Annotated in this window: 18 protein-coding genes and 2 pseudogenes; 7 read left to right on the top strand and 13 right to left on the bottom strand. The window is 56.9% G+C overall.

The features are described from left to right. Positions 1 to 53 precede the first annotated feature (53 nt). The 12 genes and pseudogenes from ACL2XN_RS21790 to ACL2XN_RS21735 all read right to left on the bottom strand — a co-directional run bounded on the left by ACL2XN_RS21790 (position 54) and on the right by ACL2XN_RS21735 (position 13790). On the bottom strand, positions 54 to 563 hold the full coding sequence (locus ACL2XN_RS21790) for a GNAT family N-acetyltransferase (RefSeq protein ID WP_413729448.1): 510 nt from the start codon (positions 561 to 563) through the stop codon (positions 54 to 56). Continuing rightward, positions 560 to 854: pseudogene (locus ACL2XN_RS21785) on the bottom strand (DUF1778 domain-containing protein). Before ACL2XN_RS21785 ends, ACL2XN_RS21790 begins: the two are co-directional and overlap by 4 nt. 301 nt (positions 855 to 1155) lie before the next feature. Beyond that, positions 1156 to 1623, bottom strand: coding sequence for a hypothetical protein (locus tag ACL2XN_RS21780; RefSeq protein ID WP_413729447.1), 468 nt, complete (start codon positions 1621 to 1623; stop codon positions 1156 to 1158). Between the two features lie 593 nt (positions 1624 to 2216). Next, positions 2217 to 2648: a DUF29 domain-containing protein gene (locus ACL2XN_RS21775; RefSeq protein ID WP_413729446.1), complete on the bottom strand. Its 432-nt coding sequence runs from the start codon at positions 2646 to 2648 to the stop codon at positions 2217 to 2219. 121 nt (positions 2649 to 2769) lie between these two features. Continuing rightward, complete coding sequence (locus ACL2XN_RS21770; protein WP_413727695.1) at positions 2770 to 2934, bottom strand: hypothetical protein; 165 nt, start codon at positions 2932 to 2934, stop codon at positions 2770 to 2772. Positions 2935 to 2970: 36 nt separating this feature from the next. Beyond that, a pseudogene (locus ACL2XN_RS21765) lies at positions 2971 to 3141 on the bottom strand (hypothetical protein); the annotation flags it as partial. Between the two features lie 370 nt (positions 3142 to 3511). Further along, complete coding sequence (locus ACL2XN_RS21760) at positions 3512 to 3742, bottom strand: transposase DNA-binding-containing protein (protein WP_413723495.1); 231 nt, start codon at positions 3740 to 3742, stop codon at positions 3512 to 3514. Positions 3743 to 4092: 350 nt separating this feature from the next. Next, entirely contained in the window at positions 4093 to 5751 is a 1659-nt protein-coding gene (locus ACL2XN_RS21755; protein WP_413729445.1) for a ShlB/FhaC/HecB family hemolysin secretion/activation protein, read from the bottom strand. A gap of 3 nt (positions 5752 to 5754) precedes the next feature. Continuing rightward, positions 5755 to 10914: an MBG domain-containing protein gene (locus ACL2XN_RS21750; RefSeq protein WP_413729444.1), complete on the bottom strand. Its 5160-nt coding sequence runs from the start codon at positions 10912 to 10914 to the stop codon at positions 5755 to 5757. A gap of 353 nt (positions 10915 to 11267) precedes the next feature. Further along, positions 11268 to 11666 (bottom strand): YybH family protein, encoded by a 399-nt coding sequence (locus ACL2XN_RS21745; protein ID WP_413721438.1) that lies wholly within the window; start codon positions 11664 to 11666, stop codon positions 11268 to 11270. Further along, complete coding sequence (locus tag ACL2XN_RS21740) at positions 11663 to 12520, bottom strand: alpha/beta fold hydrolase (protein WP_413721439.1); 858 nt, start codon at positions 12518 to 12520, stop codon at positions 11663 to 11665. The genes ACL2XN_RS21745 and ACL2XN_RS21740 overlap by 4 nt, the downstream gene beginning before the upstream one ends. 4 nt (positions 12521 to 12524) lie before the next feature. Next, positions 12525 to 13790 (bottom strand): cytochrome P450, encoded by a 1266-nt coding sequence (locus tag ACL2XN_RS21735; protein WP_413729443.1) that lies wholly within the window; start codon positions 13788 to 13790, stop codon positions 12525 to 12527. A 580-nt stretch (positions 13791 to 14370) separates the two neighbouring features. On the opposite strand from ACL2XN_RS21735, the gene ACL2XN_RS21730 reads away from it, so the two are divergent. Next, positions 14371 to 14754, top strand: coding sequence for a cupin domain-containing protein (locus ACL2XN_RS21730; protein ID WP_413731013.1), 384 nt, complete (start codon positions 14371 to 14373; stop codon positions 14752 to 14754). A gap of 52 nt (positions 14755 to 14806) precedes the next feature. On the opposite strand, the gene allB is transcribed toward ACL2XN_RS21730, so the two are convergent. Further along, positions 14807 to 16378, bottom strand: coding sequence for an allantoinase AllB (gene allB / locus ACL2XN_RS21725; protein ID WP_410013538.1), 1572 nt, complete (start codon positions 16376 to 16378; stop codon positions 14807 to 14809). Between the two features lie 386 nt (positions 16379 to 16764). Here allB and ACL2XN_RS21720 point away from each other — a divergent pair, with 386 nt between their 5' ends. The 6 genes from ACL2XN_RS21720 to ACL2XN_RS21695 all read left to right on the top strand — a co-directional run bounded on the left by ACL2XN_RS21720 (position 16765) and on the right by ACL2XN_RS21695 (position 23580). Beyond that, the gene (locus ACL2XN_RS21720; RefSeq protein WP_413729441.1) at positions 16765 to 17700 is read left to right on the top strand and encodes a LysR family transcriptional regulator; all 936 of its coding nucleotides are present in this window, start codon (positions 16765 to 16767) and stop codon (positions 17698 to 17700) included. 121 nt (positions 17701 to 17821) lie between these two features. Continuing rightward, complete coding sequence (locus tag ACL2XN_RS21715; protein WP_413729439.1) at positions 17822 to 19936, top strand: FUSC family protein; 2115 nt, start codon at positions 17822 to 17824, stop codon at positions 19934 to 19936. Beyond that, positions 19926 to 20120, top strand: coding sequence for a DUF1656 domain-containing protein (locus ACL2XN_RS21710; RefSeq protein WP_410013535.1), 195 nt, complete (start codon positions 19926 to 19928; stop codon positions 20118 to 20120). The genes ACL2XN_RS21715 and ACL2XN_RS21710 overlap by 11 nt, the downstream gene beginning before the upstream one ends. Continuing rightward, positions 20113 to 21054, top strand: coding sequence for a biotin/lipoyl-binding protein (locus ACL2XN_RS21705; RefSeq protein ID WP_410013534.1), 942 nt, complete (start codon positions 20113 to 20115; stop codon positions 21052 to 21054). The genes ACL2XN_RS21710 and ACL2XN_RS21705 overlap by 8 nt, the downstream gene beginning before the upstream one ends. Positions 21055 to 21063: 9 nt before the next feature. Beyond that, on the top strand, positions 21064 to 22554 hold the full coding sequence (locus ACL2XN_RS21700; RefSeq protein WP_413729437.1) for an efflux transporter outer membrane subunit: 1491 nt from the start codon (positions 21064 to 21066) through the stop codon (positions 22552 to 22554). A 177-nt stretch (positions 22555 to 22731) separates the two neighbouring features. Beyond that, entirely contained in the window at positions 22732 to 23580 is an 849-nt protein-coding gene (locus ACL2XN_RS21695) for a helix-turn-helix domain-containing protein (RefSeq protein WP_413729436.1), read from the top strand. The last annotated feature ends 911 nt before the right edge of the window (positions 23581 to 24491 follow it).

Genomic DNA, 24491 nt, shown 5'->3' with positions numbered 1-24491 from the left:
CGCAATTGTGCTTATTCTGACGGGGACTATTTTTTGTGCCATCCATCCAAAAATTATGAAACATCAAACGCGCTCCCCACCAAATCCCCCAACGTCACCATCAGCATCATCGGATCAATCGGCGAAGGTTCAAACCCGACCCTCAGGTAAAATTCCCGCGCCTCTGTAGACAGCGCATGAACCAACATCCCACGAATACCGATAGTTTCCGCCACCTGTATCACCCGCCGCCCGGCATCCCGCACCAGTGCTCGCCCGACGCCCTGACCGTGCAATGATCTATCTACCGCCAAACGGCCCAACACCGCGATCGGGATAAGATCATGCATATTGCGGCGAAAGCGTCCGGGAGCGGCATTTGTCATTACTGCGCTGGACGCCAATGAGTAATACGCCATCACCTTCGAGTCGTCGCAGCAGACGAACGTTCGGAATGCGCCGGTTGCGCCGGTTAGCTGATTTTTCATCGCCCGCTGTTTTAGCCAGTTGTCCATAGACTTCACGCCACAACAGAATGAGTATAAGAAGTGTCCAGCCTGAAGAGGCCCAGGGGCTAAGCTCACTTTTTCTGTTCCCACGGCGCAGGCGTTTGCATGGTTTTACGCAACGCGGCGTTCGGCGATAGAGCTTGATCCAGACGAACAAGAAAATCCTGATAGGCCTTCGGATCTGCCATAATGATGCGCCGCTCGATCAACGCTTCCTCTGCGGCAGCGTGCGCAGCTTCCAGCACAAAGTCAGTACGGTTTTTTCCCTTTAACCTTCGCCGCACGATCGATCAGATCGCGCTCGGCGGGTTTTATACGCAAATTTAATGTCGCGCGTTTGACAGAAACGCCATTGGTCGCTGGCATGATGAAATCCTCCGGGTTGTCCTCTGGATATTAATTATCCAGCACACGCAGCGCTAATGTCATTACGATTTACAGACAGCATGAGGAATCGAACCGAAGGAACGAACCGGACCTATTTCCGTGCTGCCGACCCACTCTTTTGATCTACAAGCAAAAAAGCGGGTCAATTTGCGGGTCTTGACAACCGGCGGGGATAAAATTTAAGATTGAATTCAACTTAATAGATAACTGAATATTCCCGAGTCCGGGCACCATGATTTAAAGAAACCAGCCTAACGGCTGGTTTTTTACTTTCCACCATTCAGTATTCCGGAACCCTGTTTACTTCCTCGATAAATTTTATCCCGTCTACGGTGCGTATCCAGCGCGGCGCGCGCAGTTCATCGGCGAAATACACCACCAAATCAAACAGCAGCCCGGCCAGAACCGGCTCCATCTCCGGCGATAATTTACGCTCCGCCAACAACCGCGCCAGCGCCTGGCCGTACCCGCAGAGCAGATCGGCATCGGGCTCAAAGCGAGGCGAGGTTATGGGCAGGTCATCCACGGTCAGGCTTGCCATCAGATGAGGCGGAATGGCATCGTCCAACGTGGGCCGCAGTTGCGCCAGGCAACGGTCAAGCCGTGCGCTGAGCGCCTGGCGCTGCGCCGGAACGTCGCTTTGCAGCAAAGCGTCGGCAAGGTTCTCACAATGGCCGGCTAGAACGGTGAAATCAGTGGTCGAATCGAACGGGATGGAAAGTAACGCGTGAGTGGGGATCGTAGCCATAGGGCGGCCTCCAGTGAGTAACGAATTACTTCCACTACCGGAGAGGTCAATCTCATAGGTGGTGGAACCGAACGGAGTTGACCTTACCGGCCTCACTGACACCGGCGCATCTTGCGACGCCCCCGTCCGGCCCACCATTGAGGTGTAGCAGAACGCACGACATAAAAAAAGCGCAGACGCGCCTTATGTCGTCAGTGAAGTATTTCAGGAGGTCAAGCCCGGCGCCTGATTTTGCAGGCGCGGCTAAAAGATACCGTTAACGGTGATTAACCGCAAGTGATTTTCAGGCAAGGGAATGGTCGTTATAAATCCATTTAATAGTTGTTTATCATATGATTATGCTTGAAACATTCAAGCTGCCTTTTTCGCCGCTATCTCGGAAGTGGGAATATTAACTATCCCATGGGCAGCCCATTGCCAATAGTAGCCTGTCCGTCAAAACCGGGTAGGATCACTCCAGTTCAACCTTTATAAAACGGCCATTCAAGGGAGATTTTTTCAGTACTCGTTAACAGAAACGCCGGTTTTAACCGGCGTTTCTGTTAACGAGATAATAATTATGCAAAGCAGTAAATATGACCGTTACATGGCAATCATTCCGAATAAAACTCCGGGTCCATAAATTGTTCAAAAGACCAGGGGCAAGAAGATGGGAAAACGGTGCGCTTGATATTGGTTTCACGCTCCGCGCTGATCACCGCATCGCCGTAGGCATCTTCGATAATTTCCGGAAGATGATGTTTGAGACTGGGGCTTTTTTTCAGGCGGCGCTCAATCTTACGGCGCTGCTCCTCAATGGTCAGTTTCCAACTCCGTCGTTGTCTTTCCGCCTGGAACTGCCATTTCAACAGGTGGATGAATAGAACTTCAAGACGAGACTCAAGCTCATTTTCCGCACTTGTTCCCATCGACTCAATTTCCTCAAGCAAATTTTTGGTATCCAGTTCGGCGAGACGACCTGAACGCAATAAACCTGCCTGTTCCTGAGTCCAGCCATAAAAGTCACTGTCATAACGGGTTGTCATAGTTACTCCCCTGAATTTCAGGATATTCTGCGGATACTCTGAGTTTGTCAGAGAACAATTCGTCCGTCAAAACCGGTGCATAGGTTTAAAATTAATCAATATTCCACCCTACCTGCTGCTCTTACGTCAAACGCCGTGCGCTGAGCGCCTGGCGCTGCGCCGGATCGTCGCTTTGCAGCAAAGCGTCGGCCAGGTTTTCACAATGGCCGGCCAGAACGGTAAAATCAGTGGTCGAATCGAACAGGATGGAAAGTAACGCGTGAGCGTGAGGAGGGATCGTTGCCATAGGGCGGCCCCCAGTGAGTAATGAATTACTTCCACTACCGGAGAGGTCAATCTCATAGGTGGTGGAACCGAACAGAGTTGACCTCACCGGCCTCACTGACACCGGCGCGTCTTGCGACGCCCCCGCCCGGCCCACCATTGAAAGGTAGCCGAACGCACGACACAAAAAAACGCAGACGCGCCTTATGTCGTCAGTGAAGTTATGCAGGATGCTAATCCCGGCGCCTGATTTTGCAGCCGCGGCTAAAAGATACCGTTAACAGCAATGAACCACAAGGGTTATTTGTGTGGGAGAATGGCCGATAAAACTTTATTTAACCATTGTTTATCAAATGATTACCTAATAAAAATTTAAGCTGCACTATGCTCCGTTTCTCAGCCCCGTTATCTCGGCAGTAGGTTGCCGATATCGGCATGGCCGTTTTAAATTGTTTATAGGGATCATTGGTGAATATCAATTAGGGCGAGAAATAAGTTTGTCATGACATTGAGGTCAACTTTTTTCATCGACAGCTTATGGCGGCGGCTAGAACATGGACAACACTGAGCTCTTTCTGCTAACTGAAGAAAAAACATTATCAGGGATAAGCATTCAGTGCGTGTATCCGTTGGCAGGTGACTGCGAAATGATCCTGCAACAGGCGCTGCTCATCACTCCTGTCGCTGGAAAGAAACCGGTAAGCGGCTGTTGTCGCTGCACGATCCTGGCAGGAAAAACGAAGGCTGTTGCCCATTCCGCACCAGAATTTTTGCCTCAAAGATTTAAAGCGACTGGCATGGCGGCGATCGCTAAACACAGAAGAATTCATTTCTTCATCTAGACATGAGTGCGAAACGTGTTCCTGATTAACCACTGTTCAGCCATCCCTGTAAATAACTTTATCCCATTATCCTTATGATGATTATATTAGTATAATTGTATTTCCGTGCCGTAACCGGGATGAGCCAACGTCCCAAGACCTCACAAACAGCAACTGCTTCAGTAAAGCTTAATACCGGAGGCAGGTAAGCGTCAACTCATTACCGTATTGACGCTTATTCGGCAGGGCTTTTGCGGCCAAACTTGGAAGATCGCACCAGCGGAATCCGCTGCTGCGCGGCGTTGCGCATTGCCTGGCTGACGCCGCGCAAAACCCGACTTACGGCGTAACGCTAATCGTCAAAACGAACGACTAACCCGCGCCCACACCCGCGGCGTACGATCCACGTCGCTTTGCGCATCGGCATTACCCAGCTTCCATGCCGCGACCGCCATCAAATGCCAGTTGCCGGCAGACAATGTCGAGCCCACGCCCGTAGCGGAAAGGCTGCGGTGATTTTCGCCGTCAACCCACGTGTCTTTGTTCAGCCGCACTTCGCCATGGTCGACGAAGGTGAACAGCTGCGCGATCTCGGTCAGTGCGTAACGCAGTTCGACGTTGGCCACATAACCTTGGTCGCCCTGTGCTTCGCCTTCTGGATAAGCCCGTACGCCATACGCGCCGCCGAGGCTGATTTTTTCAGAGGAGTCAAGGTTGCCGCCGGCCCATTGGCCTTGGAGCTGACCATAAAGACTGATCCGATCCGTCAGGCGCTGCAGGCGCACGACGCTGGGATTGATCTTCTGAAAGGTGCCGCGAGTCTTGGCAGTTTGATCGTCCAGCACTTTGTCTTGCTGGTTATCCAGCGTCAGGTTGCCTTGGCTCCATGCCAACGAGAACGCATTCGAACCGCCACCCAAAAAATTGTCGCGGGCGGTGCCGTTGAGGCTGGCGGTCACGACATGCGAGTGTTTGTTGCTTTTGTAGTCGTAAAGATCGATGTCATCTTTTAAGCGTTTGTCATCGAATTGCAGTTGCGCAGTCAGGCTGAAATCCCGGGTGCGAATCAATGGCTGCTGCACAAACACGCTGGCAATCTTCGCGTTGCCCGAGGCATCAAGATGGTCGAAATTCTTGGCCAGCTGATAATTCATGTCCGAGTAAGCGACGCCGATTTGGGTCGCCCACGGACCGATCGGCAACTGATACGCCGCCCGGTAGTAACGCTGATCTTCATCAGAGCCCATGATCCGCATGCTGGCCTGATCGCCAATGCCCAACGGGCTGGCGAGGTTCAGGGTGCTGCCTAGGCGATATTCACCGGTGAAGCGGTTGCCATAGTTATCCAGATCCACTTGGCCCGACACCATCGGCGCCGAGCGGGCATCCACCACCAGGTCGCTGGCGCCTACGGCTGTGCCGGGTTTCAGCGTGGACCGGACTTCGACGCCGGGGGTTTCCTGAAGCAGCAACAGACTGCGCTCCAGGGTGCCGGCGCGCACCGCTCCCCCGTTTTTCAGCGCGTGGAGCGGTGCCGCCAACGTGCCGTCGCTGATGCGCGACGCGTTATTGAGCGTCACTTCGCCAAAATGGCCTTCGAGCACGGCAATGGTGACGATGCCATTTTCCACGTCCTGGGCCGGCAAATAAGCCCGCGCCAACGGGTAACCTTTTTGTCGGTAAAACAGGGTGATACGCCCGGCAGCTGCCTGCAACTCACCAAAGCTGACCGTGCGATTTCGCAGGTCAGCCAGCAATGGCAGCAGATCGGCGCTGCCGATCGCCTGATTGCCGGTCAGCTTGAATTGCGCGACCTGCATTGTCGGCCCGCTGGTCGTCGGGTTGGTGTCCGGCTTGTCGGGAAGGTTCAGATCCAGCGTCTGGCGCGGCGGTAACGCCGGCGGTTTCGTTTGGATCTCACGGATCGATTGACCCGCGTCCGGCGCAATTTCAGCCTTGGCCGCACCCGCAGTTAACGTCAGGAGAGCCAGGGCAATGGGAGTAAGGCGGATACGCATGAATCAAAGTCCTTCTGGAAGGCGCAAGCCTTGCTCAATTACGCTATAGAGGTTGTCGGACGGCAGTTGCACCGCCAGAGGCGTGGTGGGGGTCGGCAATTTACGCAGAGGCTTGGTGGTCGCCGCCGCTACGTTTTCGGGGGCGCTGAGCAATTGGAGTAGCACCTCCAGAGACGTAGGGGGTGACGGCAATTCGTGCAGCGGCGTGGTGGGCGCCGCCGCTACGTTTTCGGGGGGGCTGGGTAATGGGTTTAGCGGCGTTACACCGATATTGAATACACCGTCAGTGAACGCGATGGCGTAATTGCTGTTGTTCAGCGTGCCTTGTTCAATCCTGTATTGACCGACGGTTTCGCCCGCACTGCGCGTCAGATTGCCGTTGAGGTGGTCACCGTTAACCAGATTGCCATTGGTGGTCCACGTCAGTGCCGGATCGCTGGCGTTGACGATTTTGCCAAGGTTGTTGGCGGTCACGGCCAGGGCGCGGGGATCGACGGTCCATTGGCCATCGGATGTTTGGGTCACGGTGTAGTTGCCATTGGCGAGGACCCCCTGCACGCTCAACACATAGGTGCCGACGTGGGTGGTGTCGCTAATGCCTGTGCTGCTCAAGCCGCTCAGTACCGATGCACTTTGGCCATTGACCAGGCCGCTAGCGCTTAGGGTCGGCTGGACATGAGGCGCGCCGTACGTTGAGCTGCCACTGTTGACTGCCACGGTGATGTTTCTGGGATTGACTGTCCAGTTGCCATTGCTGCGCTGATCGATCACGTAATTACCGTTGCTCAGCGTACCGACCACATGCAGCACATTGCTGCCTGCGTTATCGGCGCTGGTGATGGCGAAATCGTTGCTCAGACCCAGTCCGCTATCAAGATCACCGTTGACCAGGCCCGTGACGCTGATGCCCGGTTTATCCGCGGTGACATCGCCGTACGTTGAGCTGCCGCTGTTGGCCGCCACGGTGATGTGTCTGGCATTGACTGTCCAGTTGCCATTGATGCGCTGATCGATCACGTAGTTACCGTTGCTCAGCGTACCGACCACATGCAGCACATTGCTGCCTGCGTTATCGGCGCTGGTGATGGCGAAATCGTTGCTCAGACCCAGTCCGCTATCAAGATCACCGTTGACCAGGCCCGTGACCCCGATGCCCGGTTTATCCGCGGTGACATCGCCGTACGTTGAGCTGCCGCTGTTGGCCGCCACGGTGATGTGTCTGGCATTGACGATTACGTTTCCGGTGTTCGCGAGTGCGACCAGGTAACCCCCCATACCGCTTAACGTATTTTGGATTTCCTGGATGGCGTAACTGCCCACATTCGCGGTAGCCGCCGTTCCCATCGAAGACATCGCTAACGTGCCGGCCACCACGTTAGCCAAGGTATCGGCGGCGAATGCTCCTGCGACACCGGCACTCACGCCAGAGGTGGTATACGCAGAGCTGACGTCTGCCTGGTCGCCGTAGGTCTTGCTGACGTTTGCCACGGTGTAGGTGACCGTCGGTTGATAGCGGAACACGTACCGGTTGCCGATTACGGCGCTTGCTGGAAGGGTATTCATGTTGGCATTCCAGATAGCCGTATTGTTGCTGTTTAGCCCGGCAAACGTATCGGTGGTTGGGGTATTGGAATAAATCACCCAGTGGTGCCCGGCGACGGCCGAGGCGGTAACGGCGTTACTGCCGGCGTTGTTGATAAAGGCCCCCGGGGTGGACAACACCACATCTGACCCGCTGACATGCCCGCCCTGTGCGATGGTCAAATCACCTGCGACGCTCAGGGTGCTGCTGCCGACAGCGCTCAGGGATTGGTCAACAATGAAACTCCCGGCCTGGGTGAGTAGCACATCATCGGTGGCGTTCAGGCCACCGCCATCGAGGGTAAACAGCTTATTGGCGCTGTCTACGCCGCCGCTGGCCGCGTTCAAATCCGTCAGCAGCGAGGACAGTGAGTTTTCATCGCCAATGAGTACCAGCGTGTTAGCCGTCAGATTGATGTTACTGGTCGTATCCGTAACACCCTGCGTGAAGGTATTAGCCAGATTGCCGCCGCTTTGCGCGTAGGTGAACACATTCGTGTTCGCCAAGGCGCCGGGCGCGAGCAGACTGTAATAGTAACCATCGGCGCCGATGGACGAGGTACCGGCCACCGCGCCGTTAATCACGGTGGCGACTTGGCCAGCCGCATCGCTGTTTTGAGCAAAGCCGGAAATGGCTTGCGGTGTGCCGTGCGGATAGTGGGATGTCAAATAGGGGTAAAGACCGCTGGCGGTGGCCCAAACAGTATTATCGAAATCAGAAGGTAATACGCCCTGTAATTGTGCGGTGGTTAACCCGGTGACACCGGAAGCGACACCGCCGCCAATCCCAACAGCATTGCCGCTGGTCACGCTATTCCAGTAAACGTGGGTAACCGTACCAGCGGCTTGATTGTAGCCAATGGCGCCGCCAACGTTAATGCCCGCCGTCCCCCGCACTTGGCCGGTGGAATAACTGGAGGAAACAGCACTGTCGTTATAGCCTGCGACCCCGCCCACAATATTATCAGCTTGGACATTGCCGAAATTGTAGCTATTTGTGAGCGAACTGGACGTATCGTTAAGGCCAACAACACCGCCGACAAAACTGTCGCCCGATATGTTGCCCGTATTGTAGCTGTTGGAAATCGTACCCTGGTAGCTGTTGCCGGCTACCCCGCCAACACGCGTGTTGCCCGATACGGTCCCGGTGCTATAGCTGTTGGTGATGGTGGCGCTTTCGTTAGCACCCACTAACCCGCCAACGTAGTCACCCGTACCGCCATTGACGTTGCTGGAACTGTGACTGTTTGTCACCAGGGCACTGCCGTTATAGCCGGTTATTCCGCCTGTCCAGCGGGTGCCCGTCACAGTGCCCATGCTGTAGCTGTTTGCAATCGTCGAGCGATATCCATTCAAGCCGGCGATTCCCCCGATCATAATGCCGGAGGATGACGTTGACACCGTGCCGCTGAAATAGCTGTTTAATATAGAGGAGAAACTATCGTTCATCGAGACGATACCGCCGACGTAAGATCCGCCGCTGATAGCGCCATCCACTAAACCCAGGTCCCGGACCGTTGCCCCCTGATTGTAGCCAAACAGCCCCGTGTAATTTGCGTACGGAGCCGTGATGGTCAAGTTCGATAGCGTATGGCCCAAGCCTTCAAAGGTGCCGGAGAAGGGTGAATCATCATCATTATCATAGCTCCCCACAATGGCGTTCGTATAGGTGACGCCACTCGCGTCCTGATTACGCGCCAAGGCGTAATGGCCGGCTAATCCGCCCGCCGCAGTTTGGTTTGTAATTGCGCTGGACGAAGCTGGATCCCCGTCGATTCCGTCGATGTCGGCCATGCTGTAAACCAGCGTGTAAGCCGAACCGTTGATGTTCAACCGCTGCCCGCTGCCTTGCGGTGCCGTGAAACTGGCCGAGACGCCATCGGCGAAACTGAGATCGCCGCTGCCGCTGCTGGCGCCGTTCCTGTTGTTATTCGTCACCAGTACCAAGCCGCCTGCACCGGTGACGGAGACGTTGGCATTGATGGCAATGGAGTGGAACGAGTCCAGCGTTAGGGTATTTGGCGAACTCCAGCTCAAGGCGGAATTAACGGAAATATCACCGGGGCCGGTTGCCGTGGAGGCCGCAGATCCACCGGTCGTGGAGGCGGTGGTGCCGGTGGTTTGCAGGGTGACGTCGGTGTTCAAGAGCGCGGCGTTGATCGTGGCCGCTGAAACGTCATCAACGATCAGGTCTTCAGGATCCACCAGCCAATCACCCGTTTTGCCTTTCGTCGCCGAGGTGCTCACCTGGATGCCAGTGAAGTCAACGCTGTGGCCGGAGGTTTCTACAGACCCGCCGTCACCGCTTTGCGTACCGCCCCTGGCCGAAAAATTGCCCCTGGCCACGGTCGTTCCGTCGGACCAAACGACAATGTCGCCGCCTTTTCCCGTGGTCCCGGCGTCAGCCTTGAGGCTGCTGCCGGCATCCACGCTGGTACCTTGTGCGTGAGCCAGGGTGCCTTTGCCTTGAGCTTCGCCGCCGATCTTGATGCCGCCGCCACCGCTGGCGCCCGAGGCATTCAGGGTGGCGGACGCGAGCGCAATGTTCTGGCCGGTGATTTGAATCGCGCCGCCCGTGCCTTGGGTTGCCGAGACATCTAAGGTGCCGGCGATGTGCGCCAGACCGCTGTCGCCGCCGCCGAGGGAGATCTTGCCGTTCTTGTTCTGCAAGCTCCGCGCTTCAATCACACCGGTGTTGTTGACCACCGTCCTGAGCAGCGCATTGCTGGCCGCCGCGGTCATAATGACTTGGCCACCGTCGGCTTGAATCAACTGGCGGTTTTCCGCCAACGCATTCTTGGCCGCTTCATCGACCTGGACATTAAGCAAGCCATCGCCAGCGAAGTCCAACGTCACCGCCTTGCCGGCGGCCAATGCTACGGTACCCAGTTTCGCAACAATCACGCCCTGGTTGCTGACGGTGCCGCCGAGTAACGCCACGGCACCACCGTCGGCTGCGGTAATGGTGCCCTGGTTGACGACGCTGGCGTTGCCGCCATCACCCTTGAGCGCGTATTTGCCGTTAGCGAAATCCCGGTTCGAGAGAGTGAGTGTCGAAGCCACCAACCCGCCGACACTGACGGAGGCACCCTGACCAAACAGCACGCCATTGGGGTTGATCAAGAACACCCGGCCATTAGCGTTAAGTTGGCCCATGATCTTCGAACCGTCAGCACCGATCACCCGATTCAGGGCGATCGAATCAGCGCCGGGCTGAACAAAGGTCACTTTGTTGTCTTTGCCAATATCAAAACTCTGCCAATCCATCGCCATTTTTTGGCTGGACTGGTTGATCGTCAGTTGATGATTGGCCGCCGTGCCAATCTGGCCGCTGCCGAGAACGACATGACCGCCAGTGGGCAAATCTGCGGCCATGCTGACAATAGGCATGCAGGAAATACTGCATGAGATCAGGGCAATGGTAAACGGTAGCGGCTTGAGCGCTCCGCTACACGGGGTTGAATGATCATCGACCTGAATCGCACCGACTTCACTGCGTTTACCACGGCGAGTGGCAAGCTCACTGACGACCACAAAGGCATTACAGCTGTGGTTCCAGATCACGCTGAAGATGCGATTCATAGGTACTCCTTGCTTAAGCGGGTAGAAATGCATGCTGACTAAGCTGTATTAGCGCCAGAGGGCGCGCTATCGTTGACGCACATTGGAAGGGCAGACGCCGGTTGCGCCTGCATCACAAACAACGGCAGGGATGGGGAGAATCTTTATCGATAAAAACGTTTAATTACGTGGATAAGATTATTTTTGCGAGATGCGTCGAAGAGAGAGAAATCAGGCGACCAAAACCCCTTGCAAATTGACCCCGTTCGGGGATGCCGGGTGTTAACCCGCCAATTTTCTTTGTCGGCAACCTAAATACCGATGGCGCAACCGTTGCCGGCTGACTTGCGGTATAACTACACAGCCGGACCGCGCTACACCACCTGGTGCAGAGGGTCCGAGTGGTGGTGGAAAATCCGCCATTGCTCTTCTTCCCGGCGAAACAGAACCGTGACGCGCCGGCATCTTACCGTCGCATCTCTCATGTTGGTTACGCGTTCCCGCAAAATGACATAGCCGAGCATCCCGTCATTAACGGCTGCGATGGGTTCCTCCTGATAGTCGGGCTGCCATCCCCGGTAGTTGGCGGCTGCACGGATTATCGCCGCGCAGACCGCATCGTACCCCGTGTAGAGGCCGCCGTAGGCACCCATCATGGTGACGTCCGGCGCACGGGACCACAGTTGTTGATAGGGCGTATGCTCGCCGACAAGAAGACGTCCGACGGCGGCATGCAGCTCTCCCAGGATGTCCTCCCATGATGGTGGCTTCATGGCAGTAGTCCGATGGTCTTGCGAACGAACGGCTCGACTGCGGCGCGCCAAGCCTTGGGATTGTCGAAGTGCAGTACATGTCCTGCGTCCGGCACCAATACAAACTCACCTGCCGGGAGCACATCCGCCATGCGGCGTGAACCCTCGGCGGGGAAATAACTGTGCTCCCCCGCGACCACCAGCGCCGGGCAGTGAACCTGGCTCAGCTCGGAGGTATGATCGCGGTTATTCCAGTGTGCCCTGCAGGCAAGAACATTGCGCGTACCCGCAAGGGGCCAATAACCATCCCGCCGCTCAGCGAACACCTCGACAAAATAGTCTCCTTCAGCCGGGTGCACTCGTTCGGAATGCGCGCCGATCATGTATTGACCAAAATAGTCCCCGCCGAAATAGGCGTGGATAGCGGCAATACTGTCGAATGGGACCGGCCACTCATCCAGCCATGCCTGCCAGCGTGCCTGGACATCGGGCACCACGGCGGCCATATCGCCGATAACCACGGACCGGACCAGTTCAGGATGCTTGCCCGCGAGTTGCCACGCGGTGAGCGCGCCCATGGAATGACCGATGACCACGGCAGGCGCGAGGCCATACGCATTAATCACCGCGGCGGCGTCCTCGACATGCGCGTTGCGGTCGTAGGGCCCTTCGGGCGCGTCGCTTAAGCCGTGGCCGCGGGCATCGTATCCGATCACTTTTCCATGTTCGGTCAGCCACTGCGCCGTTGTTGACCAGGTCGTTGCCCGGCCCATCATGCCGTGGATAAGGAGAATCCCTCCGCCCTGCCCGCCGAAGTCGATTGCGGCCAGTTGAGTGCCGGCAAATCCGGCAATGTTGCTGCGCTTCCAGCTCATAGGCTTATCCTCTTTTTCCTGTGTTGATCATCAGCGATGTGGGGCCATGGAATCCCAGGTTCGTATTCCAGACGGGTTCGGTTTGCTGACTCACGTCGAAGGAAGGGTAGCGCGTGAGCAGTAGAGAAAGCGCGATTTGCGTCTGTTGGCGCACCAGCGTCGCGCCGATGCAGGCATGCGGGCCGGTGCCAAAGGAAAGATGCCGGTTGGGGGTGCGGCGTAAATCAAGGGTTTCAGGGTGATCAAAAACCGCCGGATCCCGGTTCGCGGAACCGACATAGGGCAGCACCAGTTGCCCCTCCTCGATGCGGTAACCCTTGTAGGTGAATGTCGTGGCCGCCCTGCGGCCAATGTACTGCACGGGCGTACCGTATCGAAGGAACTCCTCTATCGCCAGCGGCAATTGTTCCAGATCCGCCGCCAGCGCGCGCCGTTGGGCCGGATGCTGGTGCAGCGCCCAGACGGCATTGCCAATCAGATACCTTGTGGGCTCCAGCCCTGCGAACATCAGCAGCATGCACTGCGCGGTCGCTGATTCGATATCGAACTGGAATCCCTTGCCGCTATCGCTCATTAAACGGTTAAGTATCAGATCGTCGCGGCGGGATGTTATCGCGTCACCAGCAAGCGCGCGTAAATAACGCCCGAATGCGTGGAGACTTTTCTGGCCGCGTTGTACCTCTTCCACACTCAGATCGCTTGCGCCAAACAGGTACGCGATATCATCGGACCAACTCGCCAGTTGCTCATGATCACCGTCAGCCCCGCCCAGCAGCCGCGTGATCACTATTGCGGGTAACGGACGGGCAAAATCGGCAATCAGATCGACACGGTCCCGCTCCCGCCATGCCGCCATGAGATCCCCGGCAACATTGCGGATAACGCTGGACAAGGAACCTTTGCTGAGCAACGTTGGACACGACCAGTCCAGCCGTTGTCGACGCTGCGCATGGTCATGTCCATCAAATAAGGCTAACCACTTGCTGAGAACGGGAATCATGTCGGCAAACTGTGCTCGATCTTCGTCGGGCAACGCCAATAACGGCAAGGCGGACCGATCATTGGTCAGTCTCGGATCCGTTAACAGCGCCTTGACGTCAGCGTAGCTGAACATCAGCCACGATCCGCCATACATCGTCGAATAGTGAATGGGCTCTTCCCGCCGAATTTTGTCGTAGTACGGATAGGGATCCGCCAACAGCTGTGGGTTGCTTAATGAGAAGTCTTTTATTTTGAATGGGTCAGTAGCACCTGAGCGATGTAATTCCATTATTAGCACCTCGTAAATAAGGCATAGACTCCTGCGAACCGTAAAGCGGCACTCCGGCGAAAATATGTTAAAAAATAGCGCCAAGGAACTTATTACATTTACTACAGATTACGTCTTCTGATTAAATTAACTCTTGTGCTAATAAAGCAAGAACACGCATGGGCCAAAATCGCCCTTATAAACCTGACTTAAATGACAAGGCCCTTCGATTTAGCTAATGAATGATAATACTTATTAACCTATTTTAATTTCGTTAGAATATTTTTATTATATATGAATTTATATATTAAATTTTTTTAAGTTTATTTATAATAAATAAAAAAGCTTCCAAGCCCTCAATATCAAGACTGAAATATTCAGAATTCATTTATCTGTAAATAATATGTATACCTCAAGACAATTACCAATGAAAAAATAAGGTAATGCGATCCTCTTCAAATTTTATAAACTATTCTCTTTTAAACATAGCGTTAGCCAAGTCCCTGCTGCATTACCGGTTCGGCGTGCAACGTAGATGTGGGTGGCAGGCGGTCTGCATTGAGGTGGTGACTGGTCTGTCAGTTTTGGCGCCCATAGCGGCATCAAATGGTATGCCAGCGTATCCGGTACCGCATGGTTAGCTATGGAAAGCGACAAAGCCCCATTACAGCTGGAGGCCGGGGATGGTGTTCTGTTACCCAACGGCAGACGCGTTGTCTTGGCTCGGGATGTACCGCATCCCGCCGCGCAACTACGCCAGACAACAATATCAGGCTGTACAAGCGTGACAAAGGGGGGTGATGACAGGCCACGCCGCTTGCCCGGACCAGGACACAACACCTCAGTCAGGACAACCCGTATCGCCTGTCGCACGGTGAGCACGGGATTGCCCGGGACATATCCGCGGACGGCATGCTCGTGCGTCCGGCGCGCGCGTCAACCCGTTGCCGCCTGGTGGGGATTAATGCGCGCCGGCAATGGATAACGGATTACAACCGCCGTTTTGCCCCTTGCGCTGATAGCCGGGCTTCGCCTGGTCACACTTTGATATATCGGCCTGGGAATGAGCCGGTTAGGCCATCTTCCAGACTGTAAACCGTTTCGCCCCGTAACAGGGTCCGGACAATCCGGGCGCCGATTGTCCGGCCGACATAAGCGCTGATTTTATTCCTGTACTCAAGCTCCTCCGCTTTAAGGGTATAGGGCGAGTTCGGCTTGATAAAGGCAAAGTCGGCATCCTTACCAATCGCAATGCTGCCTTTGGTATGCAAAGCAAAGCGGTCGGCAGGATTGGTGGCGATGAGTCTGGCAAATTGCGTCAATGGCATCCCCCGTTTTTGTACGCTTTCATCAAAAAAAATATCAACGTCATTTTGTACTCCGGCAATGCCGCCCCAGGCGTCAAACGCATTGTTTCTGTTTTTCAGTTTTGCCGGACAAGGTGAATGATCAGAAGTGATAAAGTTTATATTGCCGGCCAGCACATGCCGCCATAAGCCATCCTGCGCCCTTTGGTCGCGAATAGGCGGCGAGCATTTTGCCAACGGGCCGATATCGTCCAACTCATCAGTCACAAAATACAAATATTGATTACAGGTTTCACAGGTAATATTAACCCCTTCCCCGCGCGCTTTGACCACCTCGTCCACGGCTTCAGGACTTGATATATGGCAAAAATTAATGGGACAGCCGGTCATCTTCGCAAACAAAACCGCACGCCGGATGGCTTCAACTTCCGCGAAAACCGGACGCGTGGCCACATAGGATGTTAACGATCCCTCGCCTTTTTTATAGGCAATTTTCGCTAGACGGTCTGTAATGGCGGCGTTCTCAGCATGAATCATCAAAACCTTGCCGGTTTTGGCTATTTGCCGCATGCCTTCATAAAGGGAATAATCATCAACATTCAGAAAATCACCTTTAATGGAAGGATCGCCGCACGTTGCCATAAAGCATTTATATCCAACCACTCCAGAGTCGCTCTGCTCTTGGATTCCATTATTCTCTAAATTATAAGGAACCAAGCCACCATGAGACGCGACATCAATGACTAATTTCCCTTCTCCGGCAGCATATTTAATTTCCAGTGTTTTTTTATCGACGGTGGCCGGCAATTGGTTCAGCGGCATTTCGATGATCGTGGTAACACCGCCTTTGGCGCAGGCCCTGGTTCCGGTAACATAGCCTTCCCAGTCGTTGCGAATGCCGCCCCCCGGTTCATTTATATGAACGTGCGCATCCACCATTCCCGGACTTACCACCAGACCCTTTGCGTCAATCACGTGTTCAGCCCCTTTTAATGCCGAGCCGATGGCGGCAATTTTACCGTTTTTAATGGCGATGTCGGCAGGCACTTCGCCCTGTTCTAAAATAACTAAGCCATTAGCAATGATCACATCGTAATCACGCACTGCTGCCTGACGGGCAGGCAAGGCGGCGCGACTCTTTACCTCACCGGCGGTTACGGAATTGGGTGCTGTTCCCAACACCCCTATTGCCGCTATACCGGTAATTTCTTTTAAGAGATTTCTTCTATTTTCGGAAAACAAAGCGTCATTTTCCTGATTTTTTTCTTTCGCCTCCGCGCGCTTTCCTAACTTCGCTTTCATCCTTTATTTCCTTATTTTCCTTTTTCATAAAAAATAGCGTCATTAACCCTATTGCGCTATCTGGCTTTTATTGAGCAGCAGCCATAATGATGTTATTTCTTGTCATAGTGATAAGCGTTCAGAACGGCCAGGCTACTCAGTAGGTTCTATTAATCTGATAGGACTCAGTCAGCATAGCGGCAGTGTCGCCATAAACCAAAATATTAAGCCAGGCACGCGGGAATTGTGTTTTTAAACTATTCGACGCGATCGACGCCCGGTAAACAGGGCCGGGCTAAACGGAAGTGTTCATTTTTTTGCCCCTCCGCCGAGTAAACATTCTCCCGTACTTCTCACGGCATGGGTATAGCGTTAAGATTCTGTTTCACGCAATGGATGAGAGATGGATGATGAAGCTCCCCGACCTGAACCTGCTGGTCGCACTGGACGCCCTGCTGGAGGAAGGCAGCGTGGTGGGCGCCGCCCGGCGCATGAACCTGAGCCCGCCGGCGATGAGCCGTACCCTGGGCCGCATCCGGGAAACGCTGGGCGACCCGATGTTCGTGCAGGCCGGCCGCAAACTGGTGCCGACCCCGAGGGCGCTGGCCATGCGCGAGCAGGTCAGGGCGGCGGTCGAGCAGGCGACACAGGTGCTGACGCCCAGCGCCGAGGTCGACCTGACAACCTTGGCGCGACGTTTCAACGTGCGCGCCACCGACGAGTTCGTCAGTATCCACTTGGGCCGTTTATTGGATGCGATGGCCACGAGTATGCCGCGCGCCATGCTGCGCTTCGCCCCGGAGGAAGACGATGTGGACGACGAGGCGCTGCGCAGCGGCCGCATCGATCTGTTCATCAGCGGCTCGCGCAAGCTCGGGCCGGAGATCCGTGTGCAGTCGCTGTTCACCACCACCTATGTTGGTGTTGCCCGCGAGAATCATCCGATCTTCGATAACGACATGACGTTGCAGCAGTTCACCCGCTGGGAGCATATCAACGTTTCCCGGCGTGGGAAATCCGATGGTCCCATCGACGCTGTAATCGAGGCGCAGAACCTGCGCCGGCATGTCGCCCTGGTGGTGTCCTCGCCCTACACCGCCTTATTCGCTTTGCAGGAATCCGACCTGCTGCTGCTGCTGCCCGCGCATCTCGCACACAGCGCCTTCGCCGCCGGGCTACACATCCGCCTCTTCGACCTGCCGGTCCCCCTGAAGACGGTGCTTCTCACCCAGGCATGGCATCCGCGTCTGCAGAGCGACCCTGCGCATCAGTGGTTGCGGCGCACTATCCGGCTCTTGTGCCGGGAGGATGCGTCGCCTGCCGCCAAGCCGGGAAAGGTATAGCGCGCTGGCGTCGATCGGTGCGTTGAACGCACTCGTTGATTCACTCAAAGTCACTTTCCGTAAGCAATACCGGGCCCTAAAGTTATGCAAATCGTTGCTTTAGCTTTAGGAAATGTTCATCGTGCCTTCTGCGACATTACCACCGGCATCTTCTGTCGCCCCCCTTCCCATCATCACCCGGCTGTGCGGCTGGCTGGCCCGGATTGATTTGACCACCCCGCGCGCCACCTACGTCATGCGATCGACGCTTGCCGCCTGGCTGGCGCTGATAGTGGCCTATCTGCTCGAATTGCAGGCGCCGTATTCGGCCGCTTCCACCGTGCTGCTGGTTATCAACCCGATCCAGGGCGCGGTTATCGGCAAAGGCACCTGGCGCGTGCTCGGTACGCTGGCCGGCATGTTGGCCGCCATCGTACTGATGAGTGCCTTCGGGCAGATGCCGTGGCTGTTTCTGCTGGGCTTTGGTCTGTGGCTGGGGCTGAGCGTGGCGGCAATGACGCTGTTGCGCCACTTTCGCGCGTACGGCGTCGTGGTTGCCGGCTACACCGTGGGCCTGGCGGCCTATGGCGCCCTTGAGCATCCGCTGCTGACGTTTGCTAATGTGATCAGCCGCGGTTCTTCGGTGATGGTGGGAGTGGTCTGCCTGGGGCTGGTATCGATGCTGTTCAGCGCCCGTGGCGTGCGCGGCAGACTCGACGCCCAGTTGCGGCGGCTGGCGGCAGCCATCGCCGATACCCTGGCGACGCAGCTTGGGGGGATCGGGAGCGACGCCGGCGCCGCCCAGGCCGCCTCGGCGAAACAACGCCTGATTGCCGAGGTCTATGGCGTGGACGACCTGCTGGCGCAGGGCAAGGCGGAATCGGCCGACCTGGCGCAGCGCGCCGTGACCGTGCGGCATGCGATGACGTCATTGTTCGCCGCGCTGGTCGGCGGCGTGCCGCCCCTGCCGGCGGACAGCGCCGACGAGCGGACGCTGCGCGCCTTGCAACCGGCGCTGGAGCAGGCATGGCGCGAAGCGGGGCGCGCCGTGGCAGGCGGACCGCAGGGGGTGGAACCGGCGATACAAACGCTGCGCCGGGTACGCACGCACCTGGGCGCCACGCTTGCCGCGGCTTCAACCGCGGCGCCGGCCGGACAGGAGGCGCAGCTTATCACCGGCGACCGGCTGGTGGAGCAGATCGACGACTATCTCGCGGCGCTGGAGGGCATCGCCACATTACATCACCCACGCCCACGTGGCCCGCAATCGCCGATTCCTTTCCACCGCGATACCACCGCGGCGATGGAGAACGGATGTCGTGCCATGCTGACCCTGGTGCTGGGCGGCGGGTTCTGGATCCTTACCGGATGGCCGCATGGCAGTATGATGCTGGCGGGGCTGGCGGCCAGCTGCGCGCTGTTGGCGACGGCCCCCAATCCCGCGGCCGGCGCGGTCGAGTTCATCAAGGGCACCGTCGTGGCCGTGCCGGTGGCATTTCTTTGCGCGTTCATCGTGCTGCCCTGCATCGATGGGCTGCCGCTGCTGCTGGTGGTATTGGCCCTGTTCTGGCTGCCGGGCATCTACGCGACGACGATTCCCCGCCACGGGTTGGCCGGCGTGGCCTATCTGGTCGGATTCAATACGCTGGCGGCCGCGGCCAATCCTATGCACTATGACCTTGCGTTGTTTCTAAACGGGTCGGTGGCGTGGATACTGGCAACGTTTTTCACGCTGCTGAGCTTTCGCCTGCTGCTGCCGCGCAATCTTGCCCGTGACCATGACCGGCTGCGCCGCCGTATCCGCGACGACGCGCTGGCCGTACTGCGCGGCACGCGGGCGGATCGCCGCAATTGGCAATGGTATCAGCAGCACCGCATGGCGCAGCTCGGCACCGTATTCAAAACCCAGCCCGCCGCGCTGGATCACGCCATCGGCGACGCGCTGGCCAGCCTGCATCTGGGCCGCGAGCTGCTGCGCTTGCGCGCATGGCTGCGGCTTGCGCCGACCCTGTCCCCATTGCGCCCGCCGGTCGCGGTCGCGCTGCAGCGGATGGCCCGCCGCGCTGATACTCCGGTCCTGGCCGCCCGGCATGCGCGCCGCGCCGCGCGGACCCTGATGTGGATGGGGGCCGGCGAACCGACCTTGACGGCGGACCGGCAGCGCCTGGCCGCGGCGTTTACCGATGTGGCGGCGCTGCTCGAGGGCCATGCCGCCTATTTCGCTACACTGCCGCGGAGCCGTGCCCATGTTCAGTGAAGTCGCCATCGCCGGCATCTACCTGCCGCCCTTTTTCATCTACGCCTGCATCGCGGTGCCGCTGTTCCTGGGCCTGCGCTCCCTGCTGGCACGCTGCGGCCTGCTGCGCCGGGTCTGGCATCCGGCGCTGTTTGAGTTCGCTATTTCCCTTTGTCTGGTTTCCATACTGATTCTTTATGTCTAACACTATGTCTACTGCCGCATTACTCGTAAAACCCGCCGCGAAAGCGGCCCTGACGCTGGCGGCGATCGTCGCGGCGGTGTTGCTGGTCGCCGCGCTTTGGCGCGCCTACGTGCTCGCACCCTGGACCCGCGACGGTCGCGTGAGCGCACAGGTGGTACGTATCGCCCCCGAAGTGTCCGGCACTGTCGCCGCCGTCGCCGTCGCCGATGACCAGTATGTGAAACGCGGCGACGTGCTGTATCGCATCGACCCCGAGCGTTTCCGGCTCGCCGTCGCGCAGGCCGAGGCGCAGCTGGCGGCGGCGACCGCAACGTCGCGCCAGAAGGCCCAGGATGCCAAACGGCGTCAGGGCATGGACGATCTGGTGCCCGGCGAGGACATCCAGCGGGCAAACCAGGCCGTAGCCATCGCCCAGGCGGAACAGCGCCACGCGCAGGTGGCCTTGGACGTGGCGCGATTAGACCTTGAGCGCGCAGCCCTGTACGCCCCGGTCGATGGCTACGTGACGCACCTGCGGCTGCGCCGGGGCGATTATGCCGTGGCCGGACAGCCGAACATCGCGTTGCTGGATGCGCACAGCTTCTGGATCACCGGCTATTTCGAGGAAACCAAGCTTTACGGCATCCATCCCGGCGCGCCGGCGCAGGTCCGGCTGATGGGATACGACGACCTGATCCAGGCGCATGTGTCCAGCATCGGACGCGGCATCACCGATACTAACGAGAAGGCCGACACCCAGGGTTTGCCAAGCGTCGAACCGAGTTTCAGCTGGGTTCGCCTGGCCCAGCGTATCCCGGTACGCGTCGAGATTGACCACGTGCCGCCGGGTATCGTCCTGGTAGCCGGCATGACCTGCAGTATTGACGTCGGCCAGCCGGGACACGCCCCGATTCACCAAGGGCGTTTGACGACCCTGTTGCATCGCTGGATGTAAGGAATGATTATGCGCACAGACATGCATCCCCGCGGATTCACCTTTCCGGTTCCCGTATGGGTACTGCTCCTGGCCACCGGCCTGTCGGGCTGCGCCACCGTCGGCCCCGACTATCAGCCGCCGCGGATCGCGGCGCCGACACACTGGAGCGAGGCGCCGGGCGCCGTCGCAGCCGCCGACCAGGCGCGTTTGCAGACCTGGTGGCGCACGTTTAACGATCCCATGCTCGATCGGCTGGTGGACAGGACGCTGGCCAACAACCAGGATCTGGCCATTGCCCAGGCGCGGTTGCGGCAGGCGCGCGCCGAGCGCGTATCAATCGCCGCCGGCCAGGGGCCAACCGTGTCGGCCGGCGGCTCGGGCGAAGCGTTGCGCTCCAGCAAGAGGCTGGACGATGGGACGCTGGGCGGCCAATCCGGTACCTGGCACGCCGGCTTCGATGCGAGCTGGGAACTGGATCTGTTCGGCGGCACCCGGCGCGCGGTGGAGTCCGCCGATGCGAACATCGATGCATTAGCCCATGACCAACACGCGTTGCAGGTGAGTTTACTCTCGGAGCTGGCGGCCGACTATGCCGGGCTGCGCAGCGCGCAGGCGCGCCTGGTCATCGCCCACGACAACATCCGCACCCTGCATGAGGGCGAGCACCTGGCCGAGCGGGCAATGCGGCAGGGCCTGGGAACCGCCACGGACGTTATGCAGGCACGCGCCGAGCGCGAGTCCGCCGAGGCGCAACCGCCTCTGCTGGAGGCAGACATCGCCCGCCTGAGCCATGCCATCGGCGTACTGGCCGGAGGCTTCCCCGGCGAATGGCGGGCCACGCTGGCCAAGCCTGCGCCCAGCCTGCCCATGGTACCGGCTTTGCCGCTGGCGTTGCCCTCAGACGTTATCCGCCGGCGCCCCGACCTGCTGGCGGATGAACGCCGCCTGGCCGCTGCCACGGCGCAGATTGGCGTCGCCGAAGCAGCGCGTTTCCCGCATTTCAGCATTCCTTTGAGCATCGGTACCTCCGCCAGCCTGTTGCACGACCTGTTTTCCGGCGCCAGCCTGGCGTGGTCGGCCGGGGCGCAGGCAAGCCAGACGCTCTATGACGGTGGCCGCGCGCGGGCCGGCGTCACGGCGGCACAGGCCGGAATGCAGGCGGCGGGGCTGGCCTATGAGCGCGATGTGCGCCTTGCCCTGCGTGATGTGGAAGATGCCCTGACCGGGTTAAATAGCGAACGACTGCGCCAGGCGTCGCTGGCAGCGGCGGTTGGCGACAGCCAACGGGCGCTGGAGGGGGCGACCCGGCTTTATCGCCAAGGCTTGAGTGGCTATCTGCCGGTGCTTACCGCCCAGCGCGCGGCCAATCAAGCCCGCGACGCCCTGGCATTGAGCCAGGGGGACGAAGTGCGCAGCGCTATCGCGCTTTACAAGGCCCTGGGCGCAGGGTGGCAGCGCCAAGCCATGGCCCTGGACAGCCCCGGCGCCGGCCAGCCCAACGCCGCTGCCGATGAATGAATGCACGGCTTTCAGGGTGTGACGCCAACCCGATAAGAAGACGACCGGGCGAGCCAGCAGAACGGCCCTGACCTTATTCCAGACAAGAAACGGCACGCCCCTGTTAATACCCGGTATGAAATCGCGTTAACCGCCATGACTCATTCATCGCCCACGCGGGAACAAGGGAAATTACCGATGACTTATGATGACATTATTTCAGATTTACTTAACTGGCTAGAGTCCCATATCGATCAGCAGTTATCCCTTGATGCCATTGCGGCGAAAGCAGGCTATTCTAAATGGCACCTGCAACGCATATTCCTGAAAATAACCGGCAGTAAGCTGGGTACCTATGTACGGGAGCGAAGGTTATCCAAAGCCGCATTGGCACTCTACCACAGCAGCCGATCCATTTTAGATATCGCGCTGGAATATGGCTTTGATTCGCAACAAAGCTTCAGCCGCGCATTTAAAAAACAATTTTTTATTACGCCCGATCATTACCGCAAGATGGCGGATTGGGATACTGTCGGCCTCAGACCTCCGATACAGTTACACCCTTTTCATGTACCGCAACCAGCGTTAGTGATGCTGCCCCGCTTGGCATTAGTCCGTCTGCCCGCAAGCTTGTATCGCCCAGTAGATAACGATGGTTATCAGGGCAATACCTTAGCAAGCGATCTGCGAGGATGCGCACGGGACATCAATGCGGATGGAACGTCGATGCTGTATGGATTACATCATCTTTATCTGGCAAGAAAGCATAAACAACAAACTTACTATAGCATTGCCGCCGGTCAAATTGACGCAACAGAACGTCAGGCAATATTTATAGAAACGGGAATCTATGCGCGTTTTACCTATAATGGCCCATCGGATATGTTACCTTCATTTATTATGGAGATTTATGAAAACCACTTACCCGCGCTGGGATTCATCCGCCGGCAAGGTTACGATATAACACGTTTCCATGCCCTCGAAAGGACCGTTGCCGCCGCTTCGTTACTGCAATGTGATTATTTTATTCCCTGGAAGGAAAAATGATACCCTTGGGGATATGCAATACTGTTGATGCCATTGAGGTTATCTGGCGTGAAGCGGGTCCGTTCGCGGGCCTTCTATACCGCCCCGCGTGCACGCGGATTCCCGGCGACCGCAGCGATGTCATGCTCTCGAAAGCGTCAGCGTGCTGCTTTGGCGGTCTGCAGATCGGACTGGCCATGCTCTTGACGGACGGTCAGGGCCGGAGCTCAGCCTTACAGATGTTAAAAGCCCCAACTCGGAGAGTCGGGGCTTTTAAGGTACAACGCACTTAAGATTTAACATTCATCAACTTTATAACGACTTACTGCTATGGGTACTGCGTTTATAGATGTACATGTGTATCACAGAATATATGAGCCACCTATATTGTACGATGTCCTCCCATCTGTTGCCTGAAAGGTAATTGTTCACTTAGCCCTATGCGTATCACTTTAGCTAAGCCTGTACAGTACATCCCCCTCGCGATATAGACTTTGTGTTACGTGGCTTTACTTCTGTCGCGATATACCTACTTTGATACCGTTTTACACCCATCGCGAACAATATAATAACTATAAAGCCTTAACTCATCGCGTTTTCATGACGATACTAACATGCGATGGCAGAGATTGACTACCTGGCCTTAAAGCATCGCCGTTCGAGTTTATTGAAGCCACTCTCACCGGCATAATGTTACTCTGTACTTCGTGGCCTTTATCGCATTATTTACTTACTTTTTACTTACTCTTTACTTACTTTACTACTTAACTCTTACAACTGATACTGCTTAATTTAATCCACTACATACTACGCCGGCTCGATATAATCTTTACTGCTCAATGCACCGGCGTTGGATATAAATCTAATACATCTCACGGTAATGTCAATACTGTTTTTACAACCATGATTTTATTATCTGCAAATCAAACAAA

This window comes from Sodalis sp. RH22 (assembly GCF_047324165.1).
Classification (GTDB): domain Bacteria; phylum Pseudomonadota; class Gammaproteobacteria; order Enterobacterales; family Enterobacteriaceae; genus Acerihabitans.
This window is presented reverse-complemented; position numbering and strand designations above follow the sequence as displayed.

Excerpts from the sequence above, each read along its gene's own strand:
- ACL2XN_RS21780 (WP_413729447.1), bottom strand. The coding sequence starts at position 1,623 with ATGGCTACGATCCCCACTCACGCGTTACTTTCCATCCCGTTCGATTCG.
- ACL2XN_RS21775 (WP_413729446.1), bottom strand. The coding sequence starts at position 2,648 with ATGACAACCCGTTATGACAGTGACTTTTATGGCTGGACTCAGGAACAG.
- ACL2XN_RS21770 (WP_413727695.1), bottom strand. The coding sequence starts at position 2,934 with ATGGCAACGATCCCTCCTCACGCTCACGCGTTACTTTCCATCCTGTTC.
- ACL2XN_RS21760 (WP_413723495.1), bottom strand. The coding sequence starts at position 3,742 with ATGAATTCTTCTGTGTTTAGCGATCGCCGCCATGCCAGTCGCTTTAAA.
- ACL2XN_RS21755 (WP_413729445.1), bottom strand. The coding sequence starts at position 5,751 with ATGCGTATCCGCCTTACTCCCATTGCCCTGGCTCTCCTGACGTTAACT.
- ACL2XN_RS21750 (WP_413729444.1), bottom strand. The coding sequence starts at position 10,914 with ATGAATCGCATCTTCAGCGTGATCTGGAACCACAGCTGTAATGCCTTT.
- ACL2XN_RS21745 (WP_413721438.1), bottom strand. The coding sequence starts at position 11,666 with ATGAAGCCACCATCATGGGAGGACATCCTGGGAGAGCTGCATGCCGCC.
- ACL2XN_RS21740 (WP_413721439.1), bottom strand. The coding sequence starts at position 12,520 with ATGAGCTGGAAGCGCAGCAACATTGCCGGATTTGCCGGCACTCAACTG.
- ACL2XN_RS21735 (WP_413729443.1), bottom strand. The coding sequence starts at position 13,790 with ATGGAATTACATCGCTCAGGTGCTACTGACCCATTCAAAATAAAAGAC.
- allB (WP_410013538.1), bottom strand. The coding sequence starts at position 16,378 with ATGAAAGCGAAGTTAGGAAAGCGCGCGGAGGCGAAAGAAAAAAATCAG.
- ACL2XN_RS21720 (WP_413729441.1), top strand. The coding sequence starts at position 16,765 with ATGATGAAGCTCCCCGACCTGAACCTGCTGGTCGCACTGGACGCCCTG.
- ACL2XN_RS21710 (WP_410013535.1), top strand. The coding sequence starts at position 19,926 with ATGTTCAGTGAAGTCGCCATCGCCGGCATCTACCTGCCGCCCTTTTTC.
- ACL2XN_RS21705 (WP_410013534.1), top strand. The coding sequence starts at position 20,113 with ATGTCTAACACTATGTCTACTGCCGCATTACTCGTAAAACCCGCCGCG.
- ACL2XN_RS21700 (WP_413729437.1), top strand. The coding sequence starts at position 21,064 with ATGCGCACAGACATGCATCCCCGCGGATTCACCTTTCCGGTTCCCGTA.
- ACL2XN_RS21695 (WP_413729436.1), top strand. The coding sequence starts at position 22,732 with ATGACTTATGATGACATTATTTCAGATTTACTTAACTGGCTAGAGTCC.